Origin of the sequence: Marilutibacter maris, from assembly GCF_003233695.1 — a bacterium.
Classification (GTDB): Bacteria; Pseudomonadota; Gammaproteobacteria; order Xanthomonadales; family Xanthomonadaceae; genus Marilutibacter; species Marilutibacter maris.
In genome coordinates this window covers 69073-91856 of record NZ_CP029843.1, presented here as the reverse complement: position 1 = coordinate 91856, position 22784 = coordinate 69073, and the positions used below count along the sequence as shown (strand labels likewise).

The 22784-nt window shown below is 70.1% G+C and carries 21 protein-coding genes; 15 read left to right on the top strand and 6 right to left on the bottom strand.

Features of this window, described 5'->3' with window-relative positions:
- Window positions 1–97 precede the first annotated feature (97 nt).
- From C9I47_RS00435 to C9I47_RS00405, 7 genes are all read left to right on the top strand, one after another.
- The gene (locus C9I47_RS00435) at window positions 98–907 is read left to right on the top strand and encodes an ABC transporter ATP-binding protein (RefSeq protein WP_111264974.1); all 810 of its coding nucleotides are present in this window, start codon (window positions 98–100) and stop codon (window positions 905–907) included.
- A complete protein-coding gene (locus C9I47_RS00430) occupies window positions 907–1656 on the top strand; it encodes an MlaE family lipid ABC transporter permease subunit (RefSeq protein WP_111264973.1) in 750 nt (249 codons plus the stop codon). Before C9I47_RS00435 ends, C9I47_RS00430 begins: the two co-directional genes overlap by 1 nt.
- Before the next feature lie 22 nt (window positions 1657–1678).
- Entirely contained in the window at window positions 1679–2218 is a 540-nt protein-coding gene (gene mlaD, locus C9I47_RS00425; RefSeq protein ID WP_111264972.1) for an outer membrane lipid asymmetry maintenance protein MlaD, read from the top strand.
- Between the two features lie 41 nt (window positions 2219–2259).
- Window positions 2260–2922, top strand: a complete 663-nt coding sequence (locus C9I47_RS00420; RefSeq protein ID WP_111264971.1) for an MlaC/ttg2D family ABC transporter substrate-binding protein — start codon at window positions 2260–2262, stop codon at window positions 2920–2922.
- A gap of 2 nt (window positions 2923–2924) precedes the next feature.
- Complete coding sequence (locus C9I47_RS00415; RefSeq protein ID WP_111264970.1) at window positions 2925–3218, top strand: STAS domain-containing protein; 294 nt, start codon at window positions 2925–2927, stop codon at window positions 3216–3218.
- A 338-nt stretch (window positions 3219–3556) separates the two neighbouring features.
- On the top strand, window positions 3557–4627 hold the full coding sequence (locus tag C9I47_RS00410; RefSeq protein ID WP_407067532.1) for an MlaA family lipoprotein: 1071 nt from the start codon (window positions 3557–3559) through the stop codon (window positions 4625–4627).
- Window positions 4628–4794: 167 nt separating this feature from the next.
- Complete coding sequence (locus C9I47_RS00405) at window positions 4795–5178, top strand: hypothetical protein (RefSeq protein ID WP_111264969.1); 384 nt, start codon at window positions 4795–4797, stop codon at window positions 5176–5178.
- Between the two features lie 225 nt (window positions 5179–5403).
- On the opposite strand, the gene rmuC is transcribed toward C9I47_RS00405, so the two are convergent.
- Entirely contained in the window at window positions 5404–6852 is a 1449-nt protein-coding gene (gene rmuC, locus C9I47_RS00400; protein ID WP_111264968.1) for a DNA recombination protein RmuC, read from the bottom strand.
- Window positions 6853–6977: 125 nt separating this feature from the next.
- Between rmuC and C9I47_RS00395 the strand changes: the two genes are divergently transcribed.
- Window positions 6978–7328, top strand: coding sequence for a GFA family protein (locus tag C9I47_RS00395; protein ID WP_111264967.1), 351 nt, complete (start codon window positions 6978–6980; stop codon window positions 7326–7328).
- A gap of 844 nt (window positions 7329–8172) precedes the next feature.
- Here the strand turns inward: C9I47_RS00395 and C9I47_RS00390 are convergent.
- A complete protein-coding gene (locus C9I47_RS00390; protein ID WP_190238560.1) occupies window positions 8173–8520 on the bottom strand; it encodes a helix-turn-helix domain-containing protein in 348 nt (115 codons plus the stop codon).
- Window positions 8521–9028: 508 nt separating this feature from the next.
- Between C9I47_RS00390 and C9I47_RS00385 the strand changes: the two genes are divergently transcribed.
- Window positions 9029–9868 carry a hypothetical protein gene (locus C9I47_RS00385; RefSeq protein ID WP_111264965.1) on the top strand — a complete coding sequence of 280 codons (840 nt, stop codon included), beginning with the start codon at window positions 9029–9031 and terminating at the stop codon, window positions 9866–9868.
- 124 nt (window positions 9869–9992) lie between these two features.
- Here C9I47_RS00385 and C9I47_RS00380 read toward each other — a convergent pair whose 3' ends face one another.
- Window positions 9993–11177, bottom strand: coding sequence for a class I SAM-dependent rRNA methyltransferase (locus C9I47_RS00380; RefSeq protein ID WP_111264964.1), 1185 nt, complete (start codon window positions 11175–11177; stop codon window positions 9993–9995).
- 310 nt (window positions 11178–11487) lie between these two features.
- On the opposite strand from C9I47_RS00380, the gene C9I47_RS00375 reads away from it, so the two are divergent.
- From C9I47_RS00375 to C9I47_RS00355, 5 genes are all read left to right on the top strand, one after another.
- A complete protein-coding gene (locus C9I47_RS00375; RefSeq protein ID WP_111264963.1) occupies window positions 11488–12444 on the top strand; it encodes a TerC family protein in 957 nt (318 codons plus the stop codon).
- Window positions 12445–12574: 130 nt separating this feature from the next.
- Window positions 12575–14899, top strand: coding sequence for a glycogen debranching protein (locus C9I47_RS00370; protein WP_111264962.1), 2325 nt, complete (start codon window positions 12575–12577; stop codon window positions 14897–14899).
- Window positions 14900–15001: 102 nt separating this feature from the next.
- Window positions 15002–15775 carry a rhomboid family intramembrane serine protease gene (locus tag C9I47_RS00365; RefSeq protein ID WP_111264961.1) on the top strand — a complete coding sequence of 258 codons (774 nt, stop codon included), beginning with the start codon at window positions 15002–15004 and terminating at the stop codon, window positions 15773–15775.
- Between the two features lie 151 nt (window positions 15776–15926).
- Window positions 15927–16466, top strand: a complete 540-nt coding sequence (locus C9I47_RS00360) for a porin family protein (RefSeq protein WP_111264960.1) — start codon at window positions 15927–15929, stop codon at window positions 16464–16466.
- Between the two features lie 148 nt (window positions 16467–16614).
- Window positions 16615–17121 carry a cytochrome c oxidase assembly factor Coa1 family protein gene (locus C9I47_RS00355; RefSeq protein WP_190238559.1) on the top strand — a complete coding sequence of 169 codons (507 nt, stop codon included), beginning with the start codon at window positions 16615–16617 and terminating at the stop codon, window positions 17119–17121.
- A gap of 38 nt (window positions 17122–17159) precedes the next feature.
- On the opposite strand, the gene C9I47_RS00350 is transcribed toward C9I47_RS00355, so the two are convergent.
- Genes C9I47_RS00350 through C9I47_RS00340 form a run of 3 tightly spaced genes read right to left on the bottom strand, consistent with a single transcriptional unit; the run spans window position 17160 to window position 20205 of the window.
- Window positions 17160–17918 carry a methyltransferase domain-containing protein gene (locus C9I47_RS00350; protein WP_111264958.1) on the bottom strand — a complete coding sequence of 253 codons (759 nt, stop codon included), beginning with the start codon at window positions 17916–17918 and terminating at the stop codon, window positions 17160–17162.
- Window positions 17919–17974: 56 nt separating this feature from the next.
- Complete coding sequence (locus tag C9I47_RS00345; RefSeq protein ID WP_111267873.1) at window positions 17975–19438, bottom strand: ABC transporter permease/substrate-binding protein; 1464 nt, start codon at window positions 19436–19438, stop codon at window positions 17975–17977.
- A 29-nt stretch (window positions 19439–19467) separates the two neighbouring features.
- The gene (locus C9I47_RS00340; protein WP_111264957.1) at window positions 19468–20205 is read right to left on the bottom strand and encodes an ATP-binding cassette domain-containing protein; all 738 of its coding nucleotides are present in this window, start codon (window positions 20203–20205) and stop codon (window positions 19468–19470) included.
- Between the two features lie 251 nt (window positions 20206–20456).
- Here C9I47_RS00340 and C9I47_RS00335 point away from each other — a divergent pair, with 251 nt between their 5' ends.
- Window positions 20457–22064: a M28 family metallopeptidase gene (locus C9I47_RS00335; protein WP_190238558.1), complete on the top strand. Its 1608-nt coding sequence runs from the start codon at window positions 20457–20459 to the stop codon at window positions 22062–22064.
- The last annotated feature ends 720 nt before the right edge of the window (window positions 22065–22784 follow it).

The following is a 22784-nucleotide window of genomic DNA, read 5'->3' as shown; positions in this document are numbered from 1 at the left end:
CCTCGGGCGCCGATACTCTGCCCCCTCCGGCTTCGTTCAGGCAGGTGTCGCCAAGCTTGCCTGAACGGATGGCCAACCCCACAGCGACCGCGAGCGCATGACGAACGACAATCCCATCGTCCGCCTGGACGGCGTCCGCCTCGACCGCGGCGGTCGCACCGTGCTGCACGACATCAGCCTGGAGGTCCCGCGCGGCCAGGTGGTCGCCGTGCTCGGGCCGTCCGGCAGCGGCAAGTCGACCCTGCTGGCGGCGCTGACCGGCGAGCTGCCGGCCGCGGCCGGCCGTGTCGAGGTGCTCGGCCAGGCGATGCCCGAGCGCCAGCGCGAGCTGCTGGAGCTGCGCAAGGGCATCGGCGTGATGCTGCAGGGCAATGGCCTGCTGACCGATCTGACCGCGGCCGAGAACGTCGCCCTGCCGCTGCGCGCGCACACCCCCCTGCCGAAGCCGGTGATCGACCGGCTGGTGCGGATGAAGCTGCATGCGGTCGGCCTGCGCGCCGTCGCCGATGCGTTCCCGCGCGAGCTGTCCGGCGGCATGGCGCGACGGGTCGCGCTGGCGCGCGCGCTGGCGCTGGACCCGCCGCTGATGATCTACGACGAACCGCTGACCGGGCTGGACCCGATCGCCAGCGGCGTGGTGATGGCCCTGGTCCGCCGCCTCAACGACACCCTCGGCCTGACCAGCATCGTGGTCACCCACCACGTCCACGAGACCCTGCCGGTGGCCGACCACGCGATCGTGATCGCCAACGGCCGGATCGTGTTCTCCGGTTCGCCCGACGCGCTGTCGGCCAGCCCCGATCCGCTGGTCCAGCAGTTCCTGCGCGGCGACCCGGACGGGCCGATCCCGTTCGACAGCCGCGGCGGCTTCAACGCCGCCGCCCCCACCGCGGAGGAAGCCGCCTGATGGCCTTCGTCGAAGCCGTCCGCTCGCTCGGCCACGCCGGCCTGTTCTCGCTGTCGGTGCTGCGCGCCTCCAAACCGACCGCCGACTTCTGGCGCGAGCTGGTCCGCGAGATCTACAAGATCGGCGCCCGTTCGCTGCCGATCATCGCGGTCGGCGGCGCCTTCGTCGGCCTGTCGGTGACCCTGCTGGGCTACCGCGCGCTGGACACCTACGGCGCCGCCAACCAGGTCAGCGCGATGCTCGGCCTGGGCCTGTACCGCGAACTGGGCCCGGTGCTGACCGCGCTGCTGTTCATCGGCCGCGCCGGCAGCTCGATCGCCGCCGAACTGGGCCTGATGCGCGCCACCGACCAGATCACCGCGCTGGGGCTGATGGCGATCGATCCGGTCGGCAAGGCGGTCGCGCCGCGGTTCTGGGCGGCGGTGCTGTGCGTGCCGCTGCTGACCGCGTTCTTCTGCAGCCTGGCGATCAGCGCCAGCTACTTCGAGGCGGTGCACGTGATCGGCATCGACTCGGGCATCTTCTGGCAGGTGCTCAAGGACAGCGTCGACTTCGGCAAGGATTTCGCGATGGCCTTCGCCAAGGCGGCGGTGTTCGGCGCGGTCGCGGCGCTGGTCGCGGCCTATGTCGGCTACCACGCCGAGCCCACCATCGAGGGCACCTCGGTGGCGACCACCCGCGCGGTGGTCAACGCCTCGCTGCTGGTGCTGATGTTCAACTTCGTCATGACCGCGCTGCTGTTCAAATGACTCGCATCCAAGGTGAAATGAAATGAGCGCTCGCGCCCCCCGCATCGAATTCGCCGTCGGCGCCTTCCTGCTGCTGGCCCTGGCCTCGCTGCTGGTGCTGGCGATCGCCTCGACCAATGGCAGCTTCGGCTTCGGCGGCGGCACCTACGAGGTCACCGCCCGCTTCAGCAATCTCGGCCCGCTGCGGCAGAACGCGCCGGTCAAGATCGGCGGCGTGGCGATCGGCAAGGTCGCCCGGATCGGGCTGGACCCGGTCAAGCTGGACTCGGTGGTGACCCTGGCCATCGACGACCGCTACGACGACCTGCCGGCCGACACCAGCGCCGCGATCCTGACCAGCGGCCTGCTCGGCGAGAGCTATGTCGGGCTCAAGCCCGGCGGCGACCCGGACCCGCTCAAGCCCGGCGACGAGATCTTCCTGACCCAGTCCTCGGTGGACATCATCGAGCTGGTCGGCAAGTACATGTTCAGCGGCGGCGCCGACAATGCGGGCGCAAAGGCCGGCAATGCGCCGGCCGCCGAGGGCGACGGCGACGACGCCCTGCCCGACTACCTGAAGTGAACGCCTTCCCTTCCATCGCACTCTCCCGCAAGGAGTTGCCCATGATCCGCAAGACCTTCCGCCTGGCCGCCCTGCCGCTGTCGATCGCGCTGCTGGCCGCCACCGGCCTGCAGGCGCCGGCCGCGCAGGCCCAGACCGCCGCCGCCAGCCCGGTCGCGGCCTCGCCCAGCCAGCTGGTGCTCGACAACAGCACCCGCATCCTCAACACCCTGGAGGCGCGTCGCGCCGAGTTCAGCGGCGACCGCGGCAAGCTGCGCGCGTTCATGTCGACCGAGTTCGACGCGATCTTCGACCGCGACTACGCCGCCCGGCTGGTGCTGGGCACCCACGGCCGCGGCGCCTCCGACGCCGACGTCAAGCTGTTCGCCGACGCCCTGGCCGAGAACCTGATGCAGCGCTACGGCGCGTCCCTGCTCGACCTCAACGAGCGCCTGCAGGTGCGGGTGAAGTCGGAGACCCCGCTGCGCGGCGGCGCCATCGTCAAGGTCTCCAGCGAGTACCTGCGCCAGAGCGGCGAGCCGGTGCCGGTCGACTACCTGATGCGCCAGAGCGGCGGCAAGTGGAAGGTGTTCGACGTGATGGTCGAGGGGGTCAGCTTCGTGCAGACCTTCCGCAACCAGTTCGACACCCCGCTGCGGCAGAAGTCGATCGCCCAGGTCGCCGCCGAGCTGAAGGCCGGCAGCCTGCGGGCTTCGGCCGACTGACGATGGCGGCCGCCGCTGCAACCGCCACGGTGCGTCGCGACGGCGACGCACTGGTGTTCGACGGCGCGCTGGTGCGCGAGGCCTGCGCGGCGCTGTGGCGCCTGCTGCAGCCGTTGCTGGCGGGTGCGCGACGGATCGACCTGGAGGCGGTGACCGCGATCGACAGCGCCGGGCTGGCACTGCTGGCCGAGGTCGCCGCGCGCGCCGGGATCGATACCGTCACCGGCACCCCGCCGGGCCTGCCCGAGCTGCGCGCCGCCTACCGTCTGGACACGGGCCTGGGCTACGGCGGCTGAGCATGCGGGCGGTCCGCCGCGCGGCTTCGACAGCGCACGCTTCGACGGCTTGCGCTTCAACGGCTTGCGCTTCAACGGCTCGCGCTTCGACGGCCCACGCTTCGACAAACTGATAACCTGAACAACGTGTTCCGGTCGCCAGCGCAGGATCGCGTGGCCGGCTCCCCCCGACCCGGACCGACGCTACCCCCATGCGCCCTCTCCCTCTTCTCCGCGGGCCCGTGCCCGCCCTCGCGCTCCTTTCCTTCGCTGTGCTGGCGGCGAGCCTGCCGGCGACGGCCCAGGTGCTGACCACCCGCCCGCTGTCGGCCGAACAGCAGCTCCGCTACCAGCGCTGCATGGACGCCGTCGACAACGTGCCGTCGGCGTTCCAGCGCTGCCTGGCCGAAGCCACCGACGATGTCCCGGCCACCGACGGCCCGGCCGACGCCGCTCCCGGGCCGGCACCGACGGTCGAGGCGTCGCCGCTGGGCGACGAGCCGACGCTGACTGAGACCGCGCCGCCGGACGCCGACGCGTCGGAGCCGATGTCGCAGGACGCCATCGCCACGGAAACGGCGCTGCCGGAGACGGCCGCGCCGGAAGCCGCGGTCGATGCACCGACCCAGGCCGAACTCGATTACGAGCAGGAGTACCAGGCGCTCTACGGCGACCGCTACGACCCGGTGGCCGACCCGACCCTGCCCGAACCGGCGCAGCTGCCGACCAGCTACGACCCGTGGGAGGGCTACAACCGCCGCATGCACCGCTTCAACAATGCGGTCGACCGGCGGGTCGCGCGGCCGCTGGCGCGCGGCTACGTCAAGGCGGTGCCGCGACCGCTGCGGCTGGGCGTGAGCAACTTCTTCAACAACCTCGGCCAGCCGGTGTCGGCGATCAACGCGCTGCTGCAGGGCAAGCCCAAGCAGGCCGGGCAGTCGCTGGGCCGCTTCCTGCTCAACACCACCCTCGGCATCGGCGGCATCTTCGACCCGGCCAGCGACGCCAAGCTGCCCAACCGCAGCGAGGACTTCGGCCAGACCCTCGGCGTCTGGGGCTGGAAGCGCTCGCGCTATTTCGAGCTGCCGTTCTTCGGTCCGCGCACCCTGCGCGACGCCCTCGGCATGGCCGGCGACGCCCCGCTCAGCCCGCTGCGCCAGGTCGAGGCCGACCGCGTGCGGATCCCGCTGCAGGGCCTGCAACTGGTCGACGTGCGCGCCCAGCTGCTGGCCACCGACAGCCTGCGCGAAGGCGTCGAGGACGACTACAGCCTGGTCCGCGACGCCTGGCTGCAGCGGCGCCAGTACCAGATCTTCGGCGACCGCATGCTGGAGGACGACGACTCGCTGCCGGACTACCTGCGCGAGGAGAACAACCCGACCGTGCCGATCGACGCGATGCCGGTGCTGCCGGCCGATCCCGGCGGCTGAGGCCGGGGCGGCACGACACCGCCATCAACGCGCCCGGTCCAGCTGCTAAGGTATCCCGGCCCGGGCGCCACCCGCAGGCACAGGCAGGACGCCGTCGACCCGGACGCCGCGACCGGCCCGCATCCGTGCCGCCCAGGAATGCCCTTCATTTACAAGGAATTTTGCCGATGTCGTCCGCTCTCCGCCTGAGCCGTCCGCTCGCTCTGGCCGCCCTCGTCGCGCTCACCGCGGCCTGCGCCACCACCACCTCCAAGGTCGAGCCGGTACCGCCGACCACGATGCGTGGCATGTACGTCTACAGCGGCGGCGCGCATGCGCTGCACCCCTGCGGCAACGGTGCCGCCGTGGCGGTGGCCGGCGACGAGGACATGCTCGAACCGCTGCGCACCCGCGCCTCGGCGCGCTCGACCGCACTGGGCGTTCCGGGCCAGGGCGTCTATGCCGAAATCACCGGCACCCTGGATGCCGGTCCCGGCGGCCCGCTCAACGCCACCCAGGCGCAGCTGCTGGCCGACCACCTGCCGCCGACCTGCACGACCTCCGCGCATTGATCCTGCGGGAACGATATCCGGCTGCGCCCGGATATCTCCCAAGGTTGGCTGCGCAAACCTCGGGCCCCGCCGTTGCGCGGCCACACCCCCATTCGCATCTGCGATGCGAATCGCCCCCTCACCAAGGGGGCTGGGGTTGAACTTCGTAGGAGCGGCGTAAGCCGCGAGGGCCTTCCCAGGAAAGCCCGGTCGCGGCTTACGCCGCTCCTACGGCAGATCCCATGCTCAGGCGTCGCGGTCGTCGGGGGCGGGCAGGGCCGCGTCGTCGTCGGTCTCGTCGGCCGGCAGCGACTTCCTGCCGCGGGCGCCCAGCGCTTCCAGGCGCCGGGCCCGCGCCATCACCGACTGCGAGGACTGGTGCAGGCGGTTGCGGGCGGCGTCATAGCTCTCGCGCGCCTGGCGCAGGCGGTCGTCGATGCGATCGAACTCGGCCAGGAAGCCGTTCAGGGCGTCGATCAGCAAACCGCCGCTGCGGCTGATCTCGACCGCCGTCTTCTGGAGGCGATCGCGCGTCCACAGCCGGTCGACCACCCGCAGCACCGCCATCAGGGTGTTCGGCGAGGCCAGCACCACCCGCCGGTCGAAGGCGAAGCCCTGCAGTTCGCCATCGGCGCCCAGCGCGGCCGACAGCGCGCCCTCGATCGGCACGAACAGCACGGTCACCTCCAGGGTGTCCTCGCCCAGGGCGCGCGGGTAGTCGCGCTCGGCCAGGTCCCTGACGTGCTGGCGCAGCGCGACCGCGTGGCGGCGCAGCGCGTCCTGCTGCTGCTCCGGCGCGTCGGCGTTCATCGCCTCCTGCCAGGCGATCAGGTTGACCTTGCTGTCGACCACGATCCGGCGCTCGTCCGGCAGGCTGACCACGATGTCCGGGCGCAGGGTGCGACCGTCGGCGTCGCTGGTGCTGATCTGGCGCTGATAGTGCTCGCCCTCCTGCAGACCGGAGCCGCGCAGCACGCTCTCCAGCATCAGCTCGCCCCAGTCGCCGCGGACCTTGGCGTTGCCGCGCAGCGCGCGGGTCAGCTCGTGCGCGCGCTGGGCCATGTCCTGGTTCAGCGACTTCAGCTCGTTGACCGCGCCGGCCAGCGCCGCGCGTTCCTTGGCCTCCTCCGCGTACAGCGTGTCGATGCGGCTGCGGAACTCGCCGATGCGTTCGGCGAACGGCTTGAGCAGGACCTGGATGTCGCTGCGCGAGCGCTCGGCGCTGGTCTTCACGGTGTCGGAGAAGGTCTTGCCGGCCAGCTCGGCGAACGCCGCCGACAGCTTGTGCTGGGCCTGATCGAGGAACTGCTTCATCTCGGCATTGCTGCGCTCGCCGTGCTCCAGATGGGCGCGCGCCTGGGCCAGCTCGCTCTGCATCCGCGCCCGTTCCTCGCGCAGCTGGCGGGTCTCGTCCTGGGCCGCGGCGAGTCGCGCGGCCGCCTCGTCCAGGCGCTCGCGCAGCGGTTGCTGCTCGGCTTCGCGCGCCTCCAGCCGTTCGCGCAGCCGCGCGACCTCGATCACCAGCGCCTCGCGGGCCTCGCGCTCGCCGCGCAGTTCCTCGCGCTGGCGCGCCTGGTCCGGCTCGGAGGCCGCGTCCGGGCGCCGGCGCACCGTCCGCCACACGACCACCAGCAGGACCCCCACCGCCACGACGGCGGCCAGCAGGATCAGGACAAGTACTTGGATATCGGGCATGCCACCAGTCTATCCGGCCAGCGTCTCGACCACTGAGACCGGCGCCTGCGAGAACCTCAGGTGTACTCGCCGGCGCGACCGCGTATCGTCGGCATCCACCGACATTCAACCCGGAAGGAGATCCGATGAGCACATACAAGGGTAGCTGCCACTGCGGCAAGGTCGCCTACGAGGTCGACGGCGAGATCGACAGCGGCCTGGCCTGCAACTGCTCGATCTGCCAGCGCAAGGGCGCGTTGCTGTGGTTCGTGCCACGCGCGGCGTTGCGGATCGACCGCGGCGAGGACGCGCTGACCACCTACACCTTCAACAAGCACGTGATCCGCCACCAGTTCTGCGCGACCTGCGGCATGCATCCCTTCGGCCAGGGGGTCGGCCCCGACGGCAACGAAATGGCGGCGATCAACCTGCGCTGCCTGGAAGACATCGACCTGGCCGCGATCCCGGTGCACCCCTTCGACGGCCGCGCGATGTAGCGAGGCCTCCGCAGGAGCGGCGCCGACGATCGGACATCGCAACCCAGACCGAGGACCGGCCCGCTCTTCGTAGGAGCGGCGTAAGCCGCGACCGGACGTTCATGAATAGAGCCCCGTCGCGGCTTACGCCGCTCCTACGAAGTTCAACCCCAGCCCCCTTGGTGAGGGGGCGATTCGCACCGCAGGTGCGAATGGGGGTGTGGCAGCGCAACGGCGGGGCCCAAGGTTTGCGCAGCAAATCTTGGGAGATATCCGGGCGCAGCCGGATATCGTTCCCCCCTGAGTCAGGGGGCGATTCGCGCGCAGCGCGAATGGGGGTCTGGCAGCGCAACGGCGGGGCCCAAGGTTTGCGCAGCCAACCTTGGGAGATATCCGGGCGCAGCCGGATATCGCCGCTTGCGCCGCTCCCAAGGTGGATCGGGCCTTGATTGCTCGCAGGAGGTTGCGGACCGGCACCGGCAAGCTTTTCGTAGGAGCGGCGTAAGCCGCGACCGGGCTTTCCTGGGAAGGCCCTCGCGGCTTACGCCGCTCCTACGAAGTTCAACCCCAGCCCCCTTGGTGAGTGGGCGATTCGCATCGCAGATGCGAATGGGGGTGAGGCAGCGCAACGGCGGGGCCCGAGGTTTGCGCAGCAAATCTTGGGAGATATCCGGGCGCAGCCGGATGTCGTCCCCGTAGTGCAGGCTATCGCCAGCACGAGGCGGGTCAGGATGCGGCCCAGACCGAGGACCGGTCCGCTCTTCGTAGGAGCGGCGTGAGCCGCGATAGGGCCTTCCCGAAAGACTGATCGCGCTACGCGCTCCTACGCGCGCCTACGGATACCGCGCGCGTGTCGCGCACACCCTCAGTTGCCGAGGAAGGCGATCAAGCCCTTGCGGCGGGCCGGTTTCAGCGCGCGGAAGCGGGTCAGCAGGGCGACTTCCTCGGCATTGCGCGCGACCCCGGCCTGGTAGGTATCGCCGGGCTCGCCGACGCGGGCGCTGCCGACGCCGTCGATCAGGTAGTCCAGGGTCATGCCGTGTTCGGCCACCAGTCGGCGGATTTCGGCGAGGTTCTCCAGTCGGGGCTGGGCGCGTCCGCTCTCCCATTTGGAGACGGTCGCCTTGGAAACATTCAGTTCGAAGCCGATCTGCTCCTGCGACCAGCCGCGGGCATCCCGAAAACGTTTGAAACGGGCGCCGAAATGCTCCATGGCCGGCATTCTCTGCCGATCGCGGACCCCTGTCGTTTCCCCTTGTTGACACTTATCGTTTCCTTATGGAAACTGTAGCGGGCGCCGTGCAAGACGCGCCCGCAAACAGCCGGAAACGCATACGCGGCGGACACCGCAGGTCAACATGACCCCGAATTCAGACCAATTTGATGGTCGGCGCAACAGCCGGCCGGCACACGCCTGGGCGCGCGGCGTCACCAGGTGCGCAAACGTCACCCCGCCCGGTCCGCGAGACGCCGGCCGGTCCCATCGAATCAATGCGCAGGTCCGGCGTCAGCGCGCGGACCTGCGCCACAGCGCTGCGCACGGCGGCTGACCGCGATCCGATTCGCGGCAGCGGCCTGTGCAGAAACTTCCGGAAGGCTGCCGGAGACCTTCCGGGTCCGGGGCAACGGCCCCGTGGCGTCCCGTGCCGATGCGCGCGGCCGTTGCGGTCCGATGCCGTCATCAAGCTAGAAAAGGACGCTATACGGCCATGAACACTCCAATGATTTCAGCACGACTTTTCAAGGCACTTGCCTTCGCCGGTATCACCCTGGTCTCCACCTCCGCCGCGGCCAGCGGCGTGGTCACCTGCAACAACTGCAGTTCGGTCGGGCAGGCGGCCAAGCAGGGCGGCGACGGTCTGGTGATCGTCTCCGATTTCAGCAACAAGCGGATCTGGGGCTTCAGGAACGAGTACGACCGCGAGACCGGCCAGTTCTACCCGCGTCCGGTCAGCATTCCCGCCTCGATCGTCGACAGCCACACCAAGACGATGTCGATGACCGATCCGGCCAAGGCCCAGGTCGCGATCCGCCAGAACGATCCGGGCAGCAATTCGTTCCCGTTCCCGCCCGGCTTCGAGGGCTGGAACGCCCACCACATCGCCACCGACGCCAACATGCGCGGGCAGTTCGCGCGTGCGCTGGCGGCCCACTACACCGGCGCAACCACCGGCTCCAACACCTGGAACAACCTGACGGTGTCGCTCAAGTCGCTGGCGCTGGGCTGGCTGGGGACGATGGGGCGCTTCGACTTCGTGACCATCACCGTCTACTGGTCGGACGGCAGCAAGACGGTGATGCGGATCGACAAGGACGACGTCACCACGGCCGACTACGTGCCCGGAGAAAGCTACGACGGCGACGGCAACAAGATCCCCGACTCCAGCGCGACCGGCAGCGGCGGCGGCGACTATGTCGGCAACTACCAGTTCGGCAGCCAGGACGCCTTGAACGACTGGCTGTACGCGGCCGGCCAGTACGGGATCCCGATCAGCGGCAGCCGCAGCAGCCGGATGAGCTGCAACTGGGACGGCCGCACCCTCTCCTGCCACTACTACTGAGCCGCGGCCACCGTTGAGCACCGGCGGTACCGGCGCTGCCGCCCCTACCGGCAGGGTCGCGCCGTCGGTGCCGTTCTGCCGCGGTGGTGGCGCTCGGGGCCGGCGGTCCCGAAGCCGTCAGGCCCTAGTCCACCACCCGGCAGAACACCGCCTTGAGGTAGCGCGATTCCTGCACGTGGGCCAGGAACGGGTGATCGGGGCCGGCGCCGGCGACCTTCAGCACCTGCACGGTGCGGCCGGCGTAGAACGCGGCCCGTCGCAGCATGTCGAGGAACTGTTCCTCGCTGACCAGGCCGGTGCAGGAAAAAGTCGCGAACAGGCCGCCGGGACGGACCACGCCCAGCGCGAGCTTGTTCATGTCCAGGTATTTCTTCAGCGCCGGGATCACCTGGTCGCGGTCGCGGGTCATCTTGGCCGGGTCGAGCACGACCACGTCGAAGCGCTCGCCGTTGTTGGCCGCATCGCGCAGCCACGGGAAGATGTCGGCCTGCACGAAGCGCGGGCGCACGCCGCTTTCGAAGGGAGCGTTGAGCTTGGCGTTGCCCTTGGCGATCTCGATCACCTCGGCATCGATGTCGACGCCGACCACCTCGGCCGCGCCGCGCGCCGCCGCGTACACCGCGAAACCGCCGGTGTTGCAGCACAGGTCCAGCACCCGCTGGCCGGCGACCCGGTGCGACAGCCATTCGCGATTCTCGCGCTGGTCGGCGAAGAAGCCGGTCTTGTGCGCGCCGGCCGGATCGGCGCGGAAGCGGATGCCGTGCTCGGTGATGATCGCCGGCTCGGTGCCCTGGGTGTCGCGGTAGTCGAAGCTTTCCTGCTTCTGCACGTGCTCGTCGGCGAAGCTGTGGAAGCGGCAGCCGGGGAACTGCGCGCGCAGCGCTTCGAAGATCTCGCTGCGGTGGCGCCAGGCGCCGGCACTGAAGAAGCCGACCACCAGCAGGTCGTCGTAGCGGTCCACGACCAGGCCGGAGATGCCGTCGCCCTCGCTGTGGAACACGCGCCAGGCATTGCTGACCGCGTCCAGTTGCAGGGTCTGGCGGCGCAACGCGACCGCGTCGGCGAGCTTGCGCGCGAACCAGTCGGCGTCGACCGCCACCGCCGGATCGGTTTCCAGGATCCGCACCGCGATCCGCGAATGGCCGTTGTAGAAGCCGCGGCCGATCCATTCGCCGTCGACGCCGACCACGTCGACGATGGAACCGGGCTTGGGCCGCTGCGCGGGTTTCTCGACCAGGCGCTGGAAGATCCACGGATGGTTGGACTTCCAGGCGTTCTTGAGCCGGACGGTGGGGAGCGTCGTATTCATCGACCTATTGTAGCGGTCCGTCGTGGCGGTCCGCGGCCATCCGGCCGCGTCGCACGCATTGACGCCGACCGACGACGACCGCAGAATCGCCGCTTCGAGAAGGGGAGTAGCTCCCGACTCTGGAGGTCGTCAATTCGAGCCGGCTGGACCCCGCGTCCAAGCCCGCTCCGGCCCCGGGGGCGGTCCGCCAGGACCGTGAGCGAGACCTTCGCCGCAAGGCGGAGGTCTGTCCGGAAATCCCCTCCGGAGCGCAACCAGACCGGCCCGAGCCTTGCGGTTCGGGTTTTTTCGTTCTGGAGACGCTTCGACAATGCAGACGATCGGCAGCCCCCTGTTGTGGGGCATGTTCGCGGTACTGGTGATAGTGGCGCTGAAGCTCGACCTGGTGCTGATGCGCCACGGCGGACCGCACAAGGTGAGCGTGCGCGAGGCGGCCTGGTGGAGCCTGGGCTGGGTGGTGCTGGCGTTGCTGTTCAACGCCGGGCTGTGGGCCTACCTGCACGCGACCGCGGGCGCCGAGGTCGCCGGCCGGGTCGGGTTGGAGTTCCTGACCGGCTACCTGGTCGAGAAGTCGCTGGCGGTCGACAACATCTTCGTCTTCCTGACCCTGTTCACCTACTTCGCGGTGCCGGAGGAGCAGCGCCAGCGCGCGTTGGTGATCGGCGTGCTCGGCGCGATCGTGCTGCGCGCGATCATGATCTTCATCGGCGCGGCGCTGCTGGCGCGCTTCCATTGGATGCTCTACGTGTTCGGCATCTTCCTGCTGGTCACCGGCATCAAGATGTGGATCGCCGCCGGGCAGGAACCGGACCTGGCCCGCAACCCGGTGCTGCGCTGGATGCGCGGCCACCTGCCGTTGATCCAGCGCTACCAGGGCAACGCGCTGACCGTGGTCAGGCAGGGGCGGCGCTTCTACACGCCGCTGTTCGTGGTGATCGTGATGATCGCGATCACCGACGTGATCTTCGCGGTCGACAGCATTCCGGCGATCTTCGCGATCACCGCCGATCCGTTCATCGTGCTGACCTCGAACGTGTTCGCGGTGCTGGGGCTGCGCGCGATGTTCTTCCTGCTCGCCGGCATGGCCGACCGCTTCCACCTGCTGCCCTACGGGCTGGCGCTGGTGCTGGCCTTCATCGGCACCAAGATGCTGATCGTCGACGTGTTCAAGATCCCGGTGCTGGTCTCGCTGGGCGTGGTCGCGGCGATCCTGGCCGCGACGATGCTGCTGAGCCTGGCGCTGCCGCCGCGCGAGGACGCCGACTGACGCGAGCGTCGCGGTGACCGGGTCTGGGCAACGCCGCGCCTGAATACGTTTGCAGGCGGCCGTTGTGCACCTGCACCCGATGCGATAGTCGGCCGCACACGCAAGAAGCGGACATCCGCGGGAGGGAACCATGCTCGATCGCAGGCGCGGCCGGAGCCGCAAGCTTCGTACCCTGGGCCTGGCCGGCGCGCTGTGCCTGGCCTGGCTGCCGACCCACGCGGCGATCGACGCCCACGCGCTGGGCGCGCGCCCTGTCGACGCCGGCGACAGCGTCCGCTTCCGGGTCCGCTCGGCCCACGCCAGCCGGATCGAGGCCTGGATCTACGCCAGCCCCGACAGCGGCGCCGAGGCGCTGCGGCTGAACCTGGTCCGCGATCCCGCCACCGGCATCTGGTCGGCGACGGTGCCGGTCGCGGCCCTGCAGGCGCAGGGCGTGACCGGTCCGGTCTACTACGGCTACCGCGCCTGGGGCCCGAACTGGCCGCACGACCCCGCCTGGTCGCCGGGCAACAGCGCCGGCTTCGTCGCCGACGTCGATGCCGCCGGCCACCGCTTCAACCCCAACAAGTTGCTGATCGACCCGTACGCGCGCGAGATCAGCCACGATCCGATCGGCCCGGGCTGCAGCGACGGCACCGTCTACGCCAGCGGCGCCGCCCATCGCCACAAGGACAGCGCCGCCTGCGCACCCAAGGGCATCGTGCTGGCCGAGGAGGCCGGCTCGACCGGCAGCAAGCCGACCCGCGCCTTCCGCGACGAGGTGATCTACGAGGTCCACCTGCGCGGGCTGACCATGAACGACACCGCGCTGCCGGCGTCGATCCGCGGCACCTACGCCGGCGCCGCGCAGAAGGCCGCCTGGCTGGCCGGGCTCGGCGTCACCGCGGTCGAGTTCCTGCCGCTGCAGGAGACCCAGAACGACCAGAACGATCTCGATCCCGCCTCGACCGAGGGCGACAACTACTGGGGCTACATGACCCTGAACTGGTTCGCGCCCGACCGTCGCTACGCCTCGGACAAGTCTGCCGGCGGCCCGACCCGCGAGTTCAAGGCGATGGTCAAGGCCTTCCACGACGCCGGCATCAAGGTCTACGTCGACGTGGTCTACAACCACACCGGCGAGGGCGGGCCGTGGGGCGGCAGCGACGGGGTCAGCGTCTACAACCTGCTGTCCTGGCGCGGTCTGGACAACCGCAGCTATTACTCGCTCAGCGCCGACCACCAGTACCCGTGGGACAACACCGGGGTCGGCGGCAACTACAACACCCGCAATCCGATCGCCCAGGACCTGATCGTCGATTCGCTGGCCTACTGGCGCGACACCCTGGGCGTGGACGGCTTCCGCTTCGACCTGGCCTCGGTGTTGGGCAACCGCTGCGAGCACGGCTGCTTCGACTTCGACCGCGACGACGCCGGCACCGCGCTCAACCGCATCGCCGCCGAGTTGCCGGCGCGCCCGGCCAACGGCGGTGCCGGCATCGACCTGATCGCCGAGCCGTGGGCGATCGGCGGCAACAGCTACCAGGTCGGCGGCTTCCCGTCGGCGTGGGCGGAGTGGAACGGCGACTACCGCGACCGCATCCGCAAGAAGCAGAACAAGCTGGGGCTGGAGACGGTCACCACCGGCGCGCTGGCGACCCGCTTCGCCGGCTCGTCCGACCTCTACCAGGACGACGGCCGACGGCCCTGGCACTCGGTCAACTTCCTCGCCGCCCACGACGGCTTCACCCTCAACGACCTCTACGCCTACAACGGCAAGCTCAACAACCAGCCCTGGCCCTACGGCCCCTCCGACGGCGGCGAGGACCACAACAACAGCTGGGACCAGGGCGGCGCCGCGGCCGCGCAGCGCCAGGCCGCGCGCACCGGCATGGCCCTGCTGCTGCTCAGCGCCGGGGTGCCGATGTTCACCGGCGGCGACGAGGCGCTGCGTACCCAGTTCGGCAACAACAACCCCTACAACCTCGATTCGCCGGCCAACTGGCTGTACTGGACCCGCGACAGCCACGAGGCGAACCAGGAGACCTTCACCCGGCGGATGCTCGGCTTCCGCGCCGCGCATCCGGCGCTGCGTCCGGCGCAGTTCTATTCCGGCGGCGACAACAACGGCAACGTGATGGAGCAGCTGCGCTGGTTCCGTCCCGACGGTCAGCAGGCCGATGCCGGTTACTTCGGCGACAGCGGCAACCACGCGATCGCCTGGCGCATCGACGGCAGCGAGTTCGGCGACCCGGCCAGTGCGATCTATGTCGCCTACAACGGTTGGTCGGGGCCGGTGGACTTCACCCTGCCCTGGCCCGGCGCCGGCAAGAGTTGGTACCGGGTCACCGACACCGCGGCCTGGAACGAGGGCGCCGACGCGGTGCGCCTGCCCGGCGCCGAGGACCCGATCGGCGGCGAGTGGACGGTGTACGGCCTGCACGGGCGCTCGCTGCTGGTGCTGATCGCGCGCTGAGCGGACGGCCGCGCGACCGTCCCGTCCGCGAAACACAGCCGCCCGCACGGCCGGGACGGGCGCCGGCTTGCAATCGGCGCCGGCGGCTGCCATGTGTGTTTCATGCACCTGCCGACCGACGCCGAGATCCCCGACAGCCAGGCCCAGCGCCAGGCCGACAAGCGCCGCTGGCTGCGCGCGTTCAACCTCAGCCTCGCCTTCATCGGCGTGCTGACCGCGGTGTTCCTGGCCCAGCCGGGCTTCGATGTCGGTCGCTGGACGGTGAACCCGGGCGAATGGAGCGGCCTGCTCGGAGTGCTGACCGCGCCGCTGCTGCACGGCTCGTTCGAGCATCTGGCGGCGAACGCGATCGCCCTGCTGATGCTCGGCACCCTCGCCGGTGGCATGTATCCGAAGGCGACCGCGCGGGCGCTGCCGCTGATCTGGATCGGCTCCGGCCTGGGCGCCTGGCTGCTCGGCCATCCCGGCAGCCACCACCTCGGCGCCAGCGGCCTGACCCACGGGCTGATGTTCATGGTGTTCCTGCTCGGCCTGCTGCGCCGCGACCGTCCGGCGGTGGCAGCGTCGATGGCCGCGTTCCTGTTCTACGGCGGCATGCTGCTGACGGTGCTGCCGCGCGAGCCGGGGGTGTCGTGGCAGGCGCACCTGGGCGGTGCGCTGGGCGGAGTGGTCGCGGCCTGGCTGTTCAGCCGGCTCGACCCGCAGCCGCCGCGCAAGCGCTACAGCTGGGAGGACGAGGAGGAGCTGGACGCCACCGCCGAGGCCGACCGCAACGAGCTGGAGCCGCAGTCGCCGCGCGACGTGCCGGTGATCTGGCAGCGCCGGGACGACGAGGAAACCGGCACCGTGCTGCCGTTCCGCCGCCGCGATCACTGATCCGGCGCCGACCCGCGCCCGCGTTCGCGAAGTCGCCGTGACCGCCGTCGCGGAATGCCTGTCATGGCCGCTGAGTTGACTCGGGCCGGTGGCTTGGGCATGGTGCCGGCGGCCCAATGACGGGCGGACACCGAATCAAGGATCATCCCAGATGAACAAGACCCTGGCCCTTTCGATCGCCCTGGCCCTGGGCGGCTTCTCCACCACCGCGATGGCCGCCAACGGCGCGGGCATGTTCGTGCGTGGCGAAGTCGGCAACAGCGACATCGAAGTCGACGGCGCGGACGGCAGCGACACCGCCTTCAGCCTGCGCGGCGGCTACTACTTCAACAGCACGATCGCGATCGAGGGCTTCTACAGCAATCTCGGCGAGGACTCCGACAGCACCGGGTCGGCCGAGATCGACGGCTTCGGCCTGGGCGTGACCGGCAAGCGCAACTTCACCGACCCGCACCACGGCTTCTACATCTCCGGCCGCGCTGGCGTGATCCGCACCACCACCGACGTCTCGGTCACCGGGTTCGGCCGCGCCGAGGACTCCTCGACCGATCCGTACTTCGGCGTCGGTGTCGGCTACGACTTCAGCCCGACCTTCGGCCTGGGCCTGAACTACGACTTCATCAAGGCCAAGCCCTTCGATGCGGACGTCGACGTGCGCACCTTCACCCTGGGCATCGAAGCGCGTTTCTGATCCGCGATTCGAACCCTGCTTCCACGGCCGCCTCCGGGCGGCCGTTTTGTTTTCGCGCGACACCGGCCACACCGACTTGAACCGTACGACCGCGGCCGACAGACTGGAACGCGATCGCGGACGGTATCGGGCAGGGGGCCCAACAGACATGACACAGCACGAGGCGGCCGGCGCCATCGGTCAACGCAACTGGTGGCAGCGCAACTGGAAATGGGCGGTGCCGGTCATCGGCCTGTCCTTGCTGGGGCTGATGGCGGCGGCGATCTTCGGCCTGCTGTCGCTGGTCTCGGGCATGATGCGCTCGTCCGAACCCTACCGGCACGCGCTGGCCGAGGCGCGGGCCTCGGCCGAGGTGGTGGCGGCGCTGGGCGAGCCGATCGAGGCCGGCTTCATGCCCAGCGGCAACATCAACATCAACAACGACGCCGGCGAGGCCGACCTGTCGATCGGGGTGGAAGGCCCCGACGGCGAGGCCACCGTCTATGTCGAGGCGACCCGCAAGCGCAAGCGCTGGAGCTACCAGACCCTGGTGGTCGCGCTGCCCGACCGCGAGATCGACCTGCTCGCCAATGCCGCGAGCGCCGACGGCGCCGAAGACGGGGACGACACCGACGTCCGCAAGTCCGGCGCGGCCAAGCCGCTGGATACCAACTGACGCCACGCCGCGGCCCGCTCGACGCGGGCCGTGCGCGATCACGCCACCAGCGGCGCCAGCTTGCGGCCGATCACCGCGCAGTAGTACAGCGGATTGCCCTCGATCGAGATGCGGTGGCGGTAGCGTTCCAGGTGGTACAGCTGCAGGAACTCGCCCGCGATCAGGCGTTTGATGAACACCGCGAAGCCGCTGTCGTCGGACTCGCCGAGGAAGGTCTCCTTGATGTTGAAGGCGATCCAGCCGCCGTCGCCGACCAGGTTGAAGGCCTCGCGGAACGCCGCGGCGGGAATGTCGTGGTATCCCAGCGCCGCGACCGTGGTCAGACAGGTGAAGTGCCAGCGTCGCAGCGCCTCGCGCAGGCTTGGGTCGTCGCCGGTGATGTCGGCGGCGTAATAGGCGTCGTACAGCCCGGGACGGTCGCGGTGCAGCGCCGATTCCGCGGCCGCGGAGATGTCGAGCCCGACCAGGCGCGACACGCCGTGGTGGGCCAGCGCCTCGCCCATCATCCCGTTGCCGGCGCCGAAATCGAACACCCGCTGGCGGTTGAGGTCGTCGCCGGCGGCGGCGAGCACCTCTTCCAGCCGCTGCGCCAGGAATCGCGGCGAATCGCACTTGAGCCGCTCGTAGAAGATCTGCTCGTACAGGCCCGGCACCGCGTAGATGGCGTCGTAGTCGTGGAAGCGGATCCGCCGGCTGCCGCCGTCGGCGTCGTCGAGCATGAAATACACGTCGCTCTCCAGCTTGCGGCTGAAGTCCACGTCCGGCAGCCGGATGCGATGACGCTGGATCGGGGGCATGACGGTGTCCTCTGGACCGGGAAGGGGTGCCGCCGGGCGGAACCGCCCCGGCCGCGTCAACGGCGCGGCGCCAGACGCAGGCCGCGCGGGGTCAGCGCGCGCTCGACCAGCTCGAACAGGCCCTGCACCGCCAGCGCGAGCGCCGCCGCCGGCACCGCGCCCTCCAGGATCAGGCCGATGTCGTCGAGGCGGATGCCGGTCAGGATGGGCTGGCCGTAGCCGCCGGCGCCGATCAGTGCGCCGAGCGTGGCGGTACCGACGTTGATCACCGCCGCGGTCTTGATGCCGGCCAGGATGGTGCGCAGCGCCAGTGGCAGTTCGACCCGCCACAGCCGCGTGCGCGGGGGCAGGCCGAGCGCGGCGGCAGTTTCGCGCAACTCGCGTGGAATCCCGGTGATGCCGGCGTGGGTGTTGCGCACGATCGGCAACAGGCTGTACAGGAACAGCGCCGCGATCGCCGGACCGGCGCCGATCCCGAACAACGGGATCATGAACACGAACACCGCCAGCGACGGCAGGGTCTGCAGCAACCCGGTCAGCGACAGCACCAGCTGTCCGAGCCGGCGCCGGCGCGCGGCCAGCACGCCCAGCGGCAACGCCACCAGCAGCGCCAGTGCCAGCGACACCCCGACCAGGCCGAGGTGCTCGACGGTGCGGCGCGCGATCCGTGCCGTGCGACCGCCGGCCTGCGGCGCCTCGACCCCGAGCCAGTCGGCGGCGACCGCGGCCTCGCTCTCGCGGCCGAGCTTGACCCGCGCATTGAGCCGCCGCATCGCGGTCGCGTCGATGCGCCCGGCCATCGCCTCCAGGGTCGCGCTCCAGTCCGGCGCGCGCGCGTCCAGGTCGGCGCGGTACAGGAACACCGCGCGATAGGCGGGGAAGAAGCGGCGGTCGTCCGCGAGCACGGCCAGGTCGTAGTAGTCGATCTCCGCGTCGGTGCTGTAGAGGTCGATGACGTCGATCGCGCCGCTTTGCAGCCCGCGGTAGGCCAGGTCGTGATCGAGGCCATTGGCGCGCTGCGGCAGCCCGTAGGCCGCGCTCAGGCCCGGCCAGCCGTCGGCGCGCTGCATGAACTCGTTGCTCAGGCCGATCTTCAGCCCCGGATGCGCGGCCAGGTCGGAGATCGAATCGATCCCCAGCGCCAGCGCGCGATCGGCGCGCATGCCCAGCGCGTAGGTGTTGTCGAAGCCCAGCGGCCCGGTCATCGCCAGTCCGCGTTCGGCCAACGCCGCGCGCAGCGCATCGTCGCTGGCGCCGGGCATCTGCAGCAGCTCCTGGGCCAGCGTCCCGGTGTACTCGGGATAGGCGTCGATGCTGCCGTTCTCCAGCGCGCGCCAGAGGATGCGGGTGCCGCCGAGCTGGCGCCGGTGCTCGATGTCGCGGCCCTGGGCGCGGCCGGCACGGGCGCCGATCTCGGCCAGGATCACCGATTCGGTGAAGTTCTTGCTGCCGATGCGCAGCGGCTCGGCGGCGGTGGCCGTGGTCGCCACCGCGAGCACGAGCGTGAGCACGACCGGCATCGCCGCCAGGACCATCCGGCCGAGGCGACTCACAGGCACTCCTCCAGGCTGCGCTGGGCGTGCAGGAACTCGCGCACGAACGGCGTGGCCGGGGCATCGTGCAGAGCGCGCGCGCTGCCCTGCTGGACGATGCGCCCGCGCCGCAGCAGCACCAGGGTATCGGCCAGATACGCGGCCTCGGCGACATCGTGGGTGACCATCACCACGGTCTTGTGCAGGGTCGCGAACAGTTCGCGCATCTGCGCCTGCAGCTCGTGGCGGATGATCGGGTCCAGCGCGCCCAGCGGCTCGTCCAGCAGCAGCACCGGCGGGTCCAGCATCAGCGCGCGCACCAGGCCGACCCGCTGGCGCTGGCCGCCGGACAGCTCGGCCGGATAACGCCGCAGCGCGTCGGCCGGCAACCGGCACAGCCGCGCCAGCTCGTCCAGGCGCGCCTCGATGCGCGCGCGCGGCCAGCCCAGGGTGCGCGCCAGCAGGGCGGCGTTGTCGGCCGCGCTCATGTGCGGGAACAGCCCGCCCTCCTGGATCACGTAGCCGATCCGGCGCCGCTGCTCGGGCAGGCGCGCGCGCTGCAACGGTTCGCCGTCGAAGCGCACCTCGCCGGCATCCGGCCATTCCAGTCCGATCAGCATCCGCAGCACGGTCGACTTGCCGGCGCCGCTGGGACCGATCAGGGCGGTGGTGGCGCCACGGGCGATCGACAGGTCGACGCCGTCGAGCGCGGTGGTCGCTGCGTAGCGCTTGCGGACGCCGGCCAGTTCGAACATCGGTGCAGCTTAACGCAGTGCGGGGATCGCCCGACGCGGGAGGCCATCGCGGTACGCTGCGCATCCGTCCGGCCCCGTCATCACCGATGCGCATCCCGAATCGTTTCGCTCCGCAGGTCCTGATTGTCGCTGTCGCTGTCGCTGTCGCTGTCGCCATCGCCGCATGCCAACCGGCCCCGCCTCCGACAGCGTCGGAGCCCGAACCCTACGACGCCAGCGCCGGTGCCGACGCACGCCGGATCGAGGCCGATGTGCGCTTCCTCGCCGACGACCTGTTGGAGGGGCGCGAGGCCGGCCGCCGCGGCCACGATCTGGCCGCGTTGTACGTGGCCCAGCGCATGCGCGCGACCGGACTGGCCCCGGCCGCCCGCGATGACCAGGGCCAGCGCAGTTATTACCAGAGCGTGCCGATGCTGGCCGCCACCCGCGAGGCCGAAGGCGCGGCGCTGGTGGTGCATCGCGACGGCGGCGATGTCGCACTGGCGTTCGAGCGCGAGTTCCTGCCCGATGCCGACTTCAATGCCGCCGAGGCGCGCGTGACCGCGCCGATGGTGTTCGTCGGCCAGGGCGTGCATGCACCGTCGCTGGGGTACGACGACTTCGCCGGGCTCGACCTGCGCGGCAGGATCGCGGTGCTGTTCAACGGCGCGCCGGCGGCCTTCGATACCGACCGCCGCGCCTTCCACGCCTCCGGCCGCGAGAAGCTGCGCGAACTGGCCGCGCGCGGCGCGGTCGGCGCGATCTTCGTATCCACCGATGCCGAGGACGCGCGCAGCCCGTGGGCACACCGCGCCGACAACTGGCGGCGCCCGGGCATGCGCCTGCGCGGCGCGGACGGCGTCGCCCTGGACACCTTCCCGCAGCTGCAAGTGATCGCCCGGGTCAGCGCCGCCGCCGCACCGCGCCTGCTCGATGCCGGCGGACGCAGCGCACGCCAGCTGTTCGCCGACCTCGACGCCGGCACCCTGCACGGCTTCGACCTGCCCGGCACCGCGACCCTGGCTTCGCGCAGCCGGATCGAACCGGTGCAATCGCGCAACGTCGTCGGCGTGCTGCCCGGCAGCGACCCGGCACTGGCCGCCGAGCACGTGGTGTTCAGCGCCCACCTCGACCACATCGGCATCGGCGCCGCGGTCGACGGCGATGCGATCTACAACGGCGCGCTCGACAACGCCCTGGGCGTGGCGATCATGCTGGAGGCGGCCAAGCGGCTGGCGCAATCGCCGCAGCCGCCGAAGCGCTCGCTGCTGTTCGTCGCGGTCACCGCCGAGGAGAAGGGCCTGCTCGGCGCGGAATGGTTCGCCCGTCACCCGACCGTCGCCGCCGACGCGCTGGTCGCCAACGTCAACATGGACATGCCGGTGCTGCTGGCGCCGACCTCCGACGCGGTCCCGGTCGGCATCGAACACTCCAGCCTGCAAGCGCTGGTCGAGGCCGCCTCCGCCGAGGTCGGGGTGACGCTGTCGCCGGACCCGATCCCGGAAGAATCGATCTTCGTGCGCAGCGACCAGTACGCCTTCATCCGCGCCGGGGTGCCGTCGATCTACCTGGTCGGCGGCTACCAGGGCCGCGACGGCGTCGACGCCCGCGCGATCAACGGCGCCTTCCTGCGCGAGCACTACCACCGCCCCGGCGACGACGCCTCGCAACCGATCCGCTACGACGACGCCGCGCGCCTGGCGCACCTCAACGCCGAAATCGGCCAACGCATCGCCGACGCGCCGGAACGACCGCGCTGGAACGAGGGGGATTTCTTCGGGGAGATGTTCGGACGGGGTGAGGTGCCGGAGGGGCGCGCGTTGAACGAAGACGGCAAGCCGCCATCAGGGCAGGAAACGCGCAGCCCCGAGGACACCTGAGACAACGAACAGAGCCGCCGGGTCCATTCCGTACCTTGAGCAGGGGCCCGAGCATCAATCGCGCCGGCACACTGTGCGAACAAGAAGCCATCTCTTTCGCACGCACTGACTTCATATCCCGCCTTCGACCCGATAGCCGTCCTTATGCGGATATCGGCCCAAGTAGCACCCCATCTTGGGCCGATATCTCATAGCACTCCAGGTTCGTCGCAATCCGCAAGAAGAGGACCCGCCGGGCACATCACGATCGCCAGGAAAGTCCTTGATTTCTGGCAGGGCTTTGACGATTGACGCGACCTGGCGGGTGATAAAGAATCGGATACCACCCCGTTTCCGGGGTCTACTGGTGAGTTAGAGCCAAGAAGTGATCTTCTCGCATGCCCCATGGTTAGTTCTCTCGGCTCTAGGCCTTGCGGTCTTATGGCTGTGCCTCGTCGCGTATTTCTTGCGCTACGTTCGGACACGACATCCCGCGGAGTTTCAGGCACTCGGTCAGCCTTCTTTTCGGCACGGTGCACTGAAAATTATCTCGTATGTTTACCGCCGCGGGCATCGACCACTTGGCGACCCGCAGCTCTCATTGCTATGTGATGCAATGCTCGTTTGCTTTACTGCTGTCATGGGGCTGGGTCTTTATGCAATCGTGATTGGCGGGGGTGTTCCGAGTCTCCGATCTGGGCCCTAACAATTCTTTCAAGCCGAGGCCGCTTCGTGGCTCGG

What these genes read in the sequence shown, in the direction of transcription:
- C9I47_RS00360 (WP_111264960.1), top strand. Translation starts at nt 15,927, where the DNA reads ATGAACAAGACCCTGGCCCTTTCGATCGCCCTGGCCCTGGGCGGCTTC.
- C9I47_RS00430 (WP_111264973.1), top strand. Translation starts at nt 907, where the DNA reads ATGGCCTTCGTCGAAGCCGTCCGCTCGCTCGGCCACGCCGGCCTGTTC.
- C9I47_RS00375 (WP_111264963.1), top strand. Translation starts at nt 11,488, where the DNA reads ATGCAGACGATCGGCAGCCCCCTGTTGTGGGGCATGTTCGCGGTACTG.
- C9I47_RS00345 (WP_111267873.1), bottom strand. Translation starts at nt 19,438, where the DNA reads ATGCCGGTCGTGCTCACGCTCGTGCTCGCGGTGGCGACCACGGCCACC.
- C9I47_RS00405 (WP_111264969.1), top strand. Translation starts at nt 4,795, where the DNA reads ATGTCGTCCGCTCTCCGCCTGAGCCGTCCGCTCGCTCTGGCCGCCCTC.
- rmuC (WP_111264968.1), bottom strand. Translation starts at nt 6,852, where the DNA reads ATGCCCGATATCCAAGTACTTGTCCTGATCCTGCTGGCCGCCGTCGTG.
- C9I47_RS00365 (WP_111264961.1), top strand. Translation starts at nt 15,002, where the DNA reads ATGCACCTGCCGACCGACGCCGAGATCCCCGACAGCCAGGCCCAGCGC.
- C9I47_RS00420 (WP_111264971.1), top strand. Translation starts at nt 2,260, where the DNA reads ATGATCCGCAAGACCTTCCGCCTGGCCGCCCTGCCGCTGTCGATCGCG.
- C9I47_RS00380 (WP_111264964.1), bottom strand. Translation starts at nt 11,177, where the DNA reads ATGAATACGACGCTCCCCACCGTCCGGCTCAAGAACGCCTGGAAGTCC.
- C9I47_RS00355 (WP_190238559.1), top strand. Translation starts at nt 16,615, where the DNA reads ATGACACAGCACGAGGCGGCCGGCGCCATCGGTCAACGCAACTGGTGG.
- C9I47_RS00340 (WP_111264957.1), bottom strand. Translation starts at nt 20,205, where the DNA reads ATGTTCGAACTGGCCGGCGTCCGCAAGCGCTACGCAGCGACCACCGCG.
- C9I47_RS00435 (WP_111264974.1), top strand. Translation starts at nt 98, where the DNA reads ATGACGAACGACAATCCCATCGTCCGCCTGGACGGCGTCCGCCTCGAC.
- C9I47_RS00410 (WP_407067532.1), top strand. Translation starts at nt 3,557, where the DNA reads ATGGACGCCGTCGACAACGTGCCGTCGGCGTTCCAGCGCTGCCTGGCC.
- C9I47_RS00350 (WP_111264958.1), bottom strand. Translation starts at nt 17,918, where the DNA reads ATGCCCCCGATCCAGCGTCATCGCATCCGGCTGCCGGACGTGGACTTC.
- C9I47_RS00385 (WP_111264965.1), top strand. Translation starts at nt 9,029, where the DNA reads ATGATTTCAGCACGACTTTTCAAGGCACTTGCCTTCGCCGGTATCACC.
- C9I47_RS00390 (WP_190238560.1), bottom strand. Translation starts at nt 8,520, where the DNA reads ATGGAGCATTTCGGCGCCCGTTTCAAACGTTTTCGGGATGCCCGCGGC.
- C9I47_RS00415 (WP_111264970.1), top strand. Translation starts at nt 2,925, where the DNA reads ATGGCGGCCGCCGCTGCAACCGCCACGGTGCGTCGCGACGGCGACGCA.
- C9I47_RS00370 (WP_111264962.1), top strand. Translation starts at nt 12,575, where the DNA reads ATGCTCGATCGCAGGCGCGGCCGGAGCCGCAAGCTTCGTACCCTGGGC.
- C9I47_RS00395 (WP_111264967.1), top strand. Translation starts at nt 6,978, where the DNA reads ATGAGCACATACAAGGGTAGCTGCCACTGCGGCAAGGTCGCCTACGAG.
- mlaD (WP_111264972.1), top strand. Translation starts at nt 1,679, where the DNA reads ATGAGCGCTCGCGCCCCCCGCATCGAATTCGCCGTCGGCGCCTTCCTG.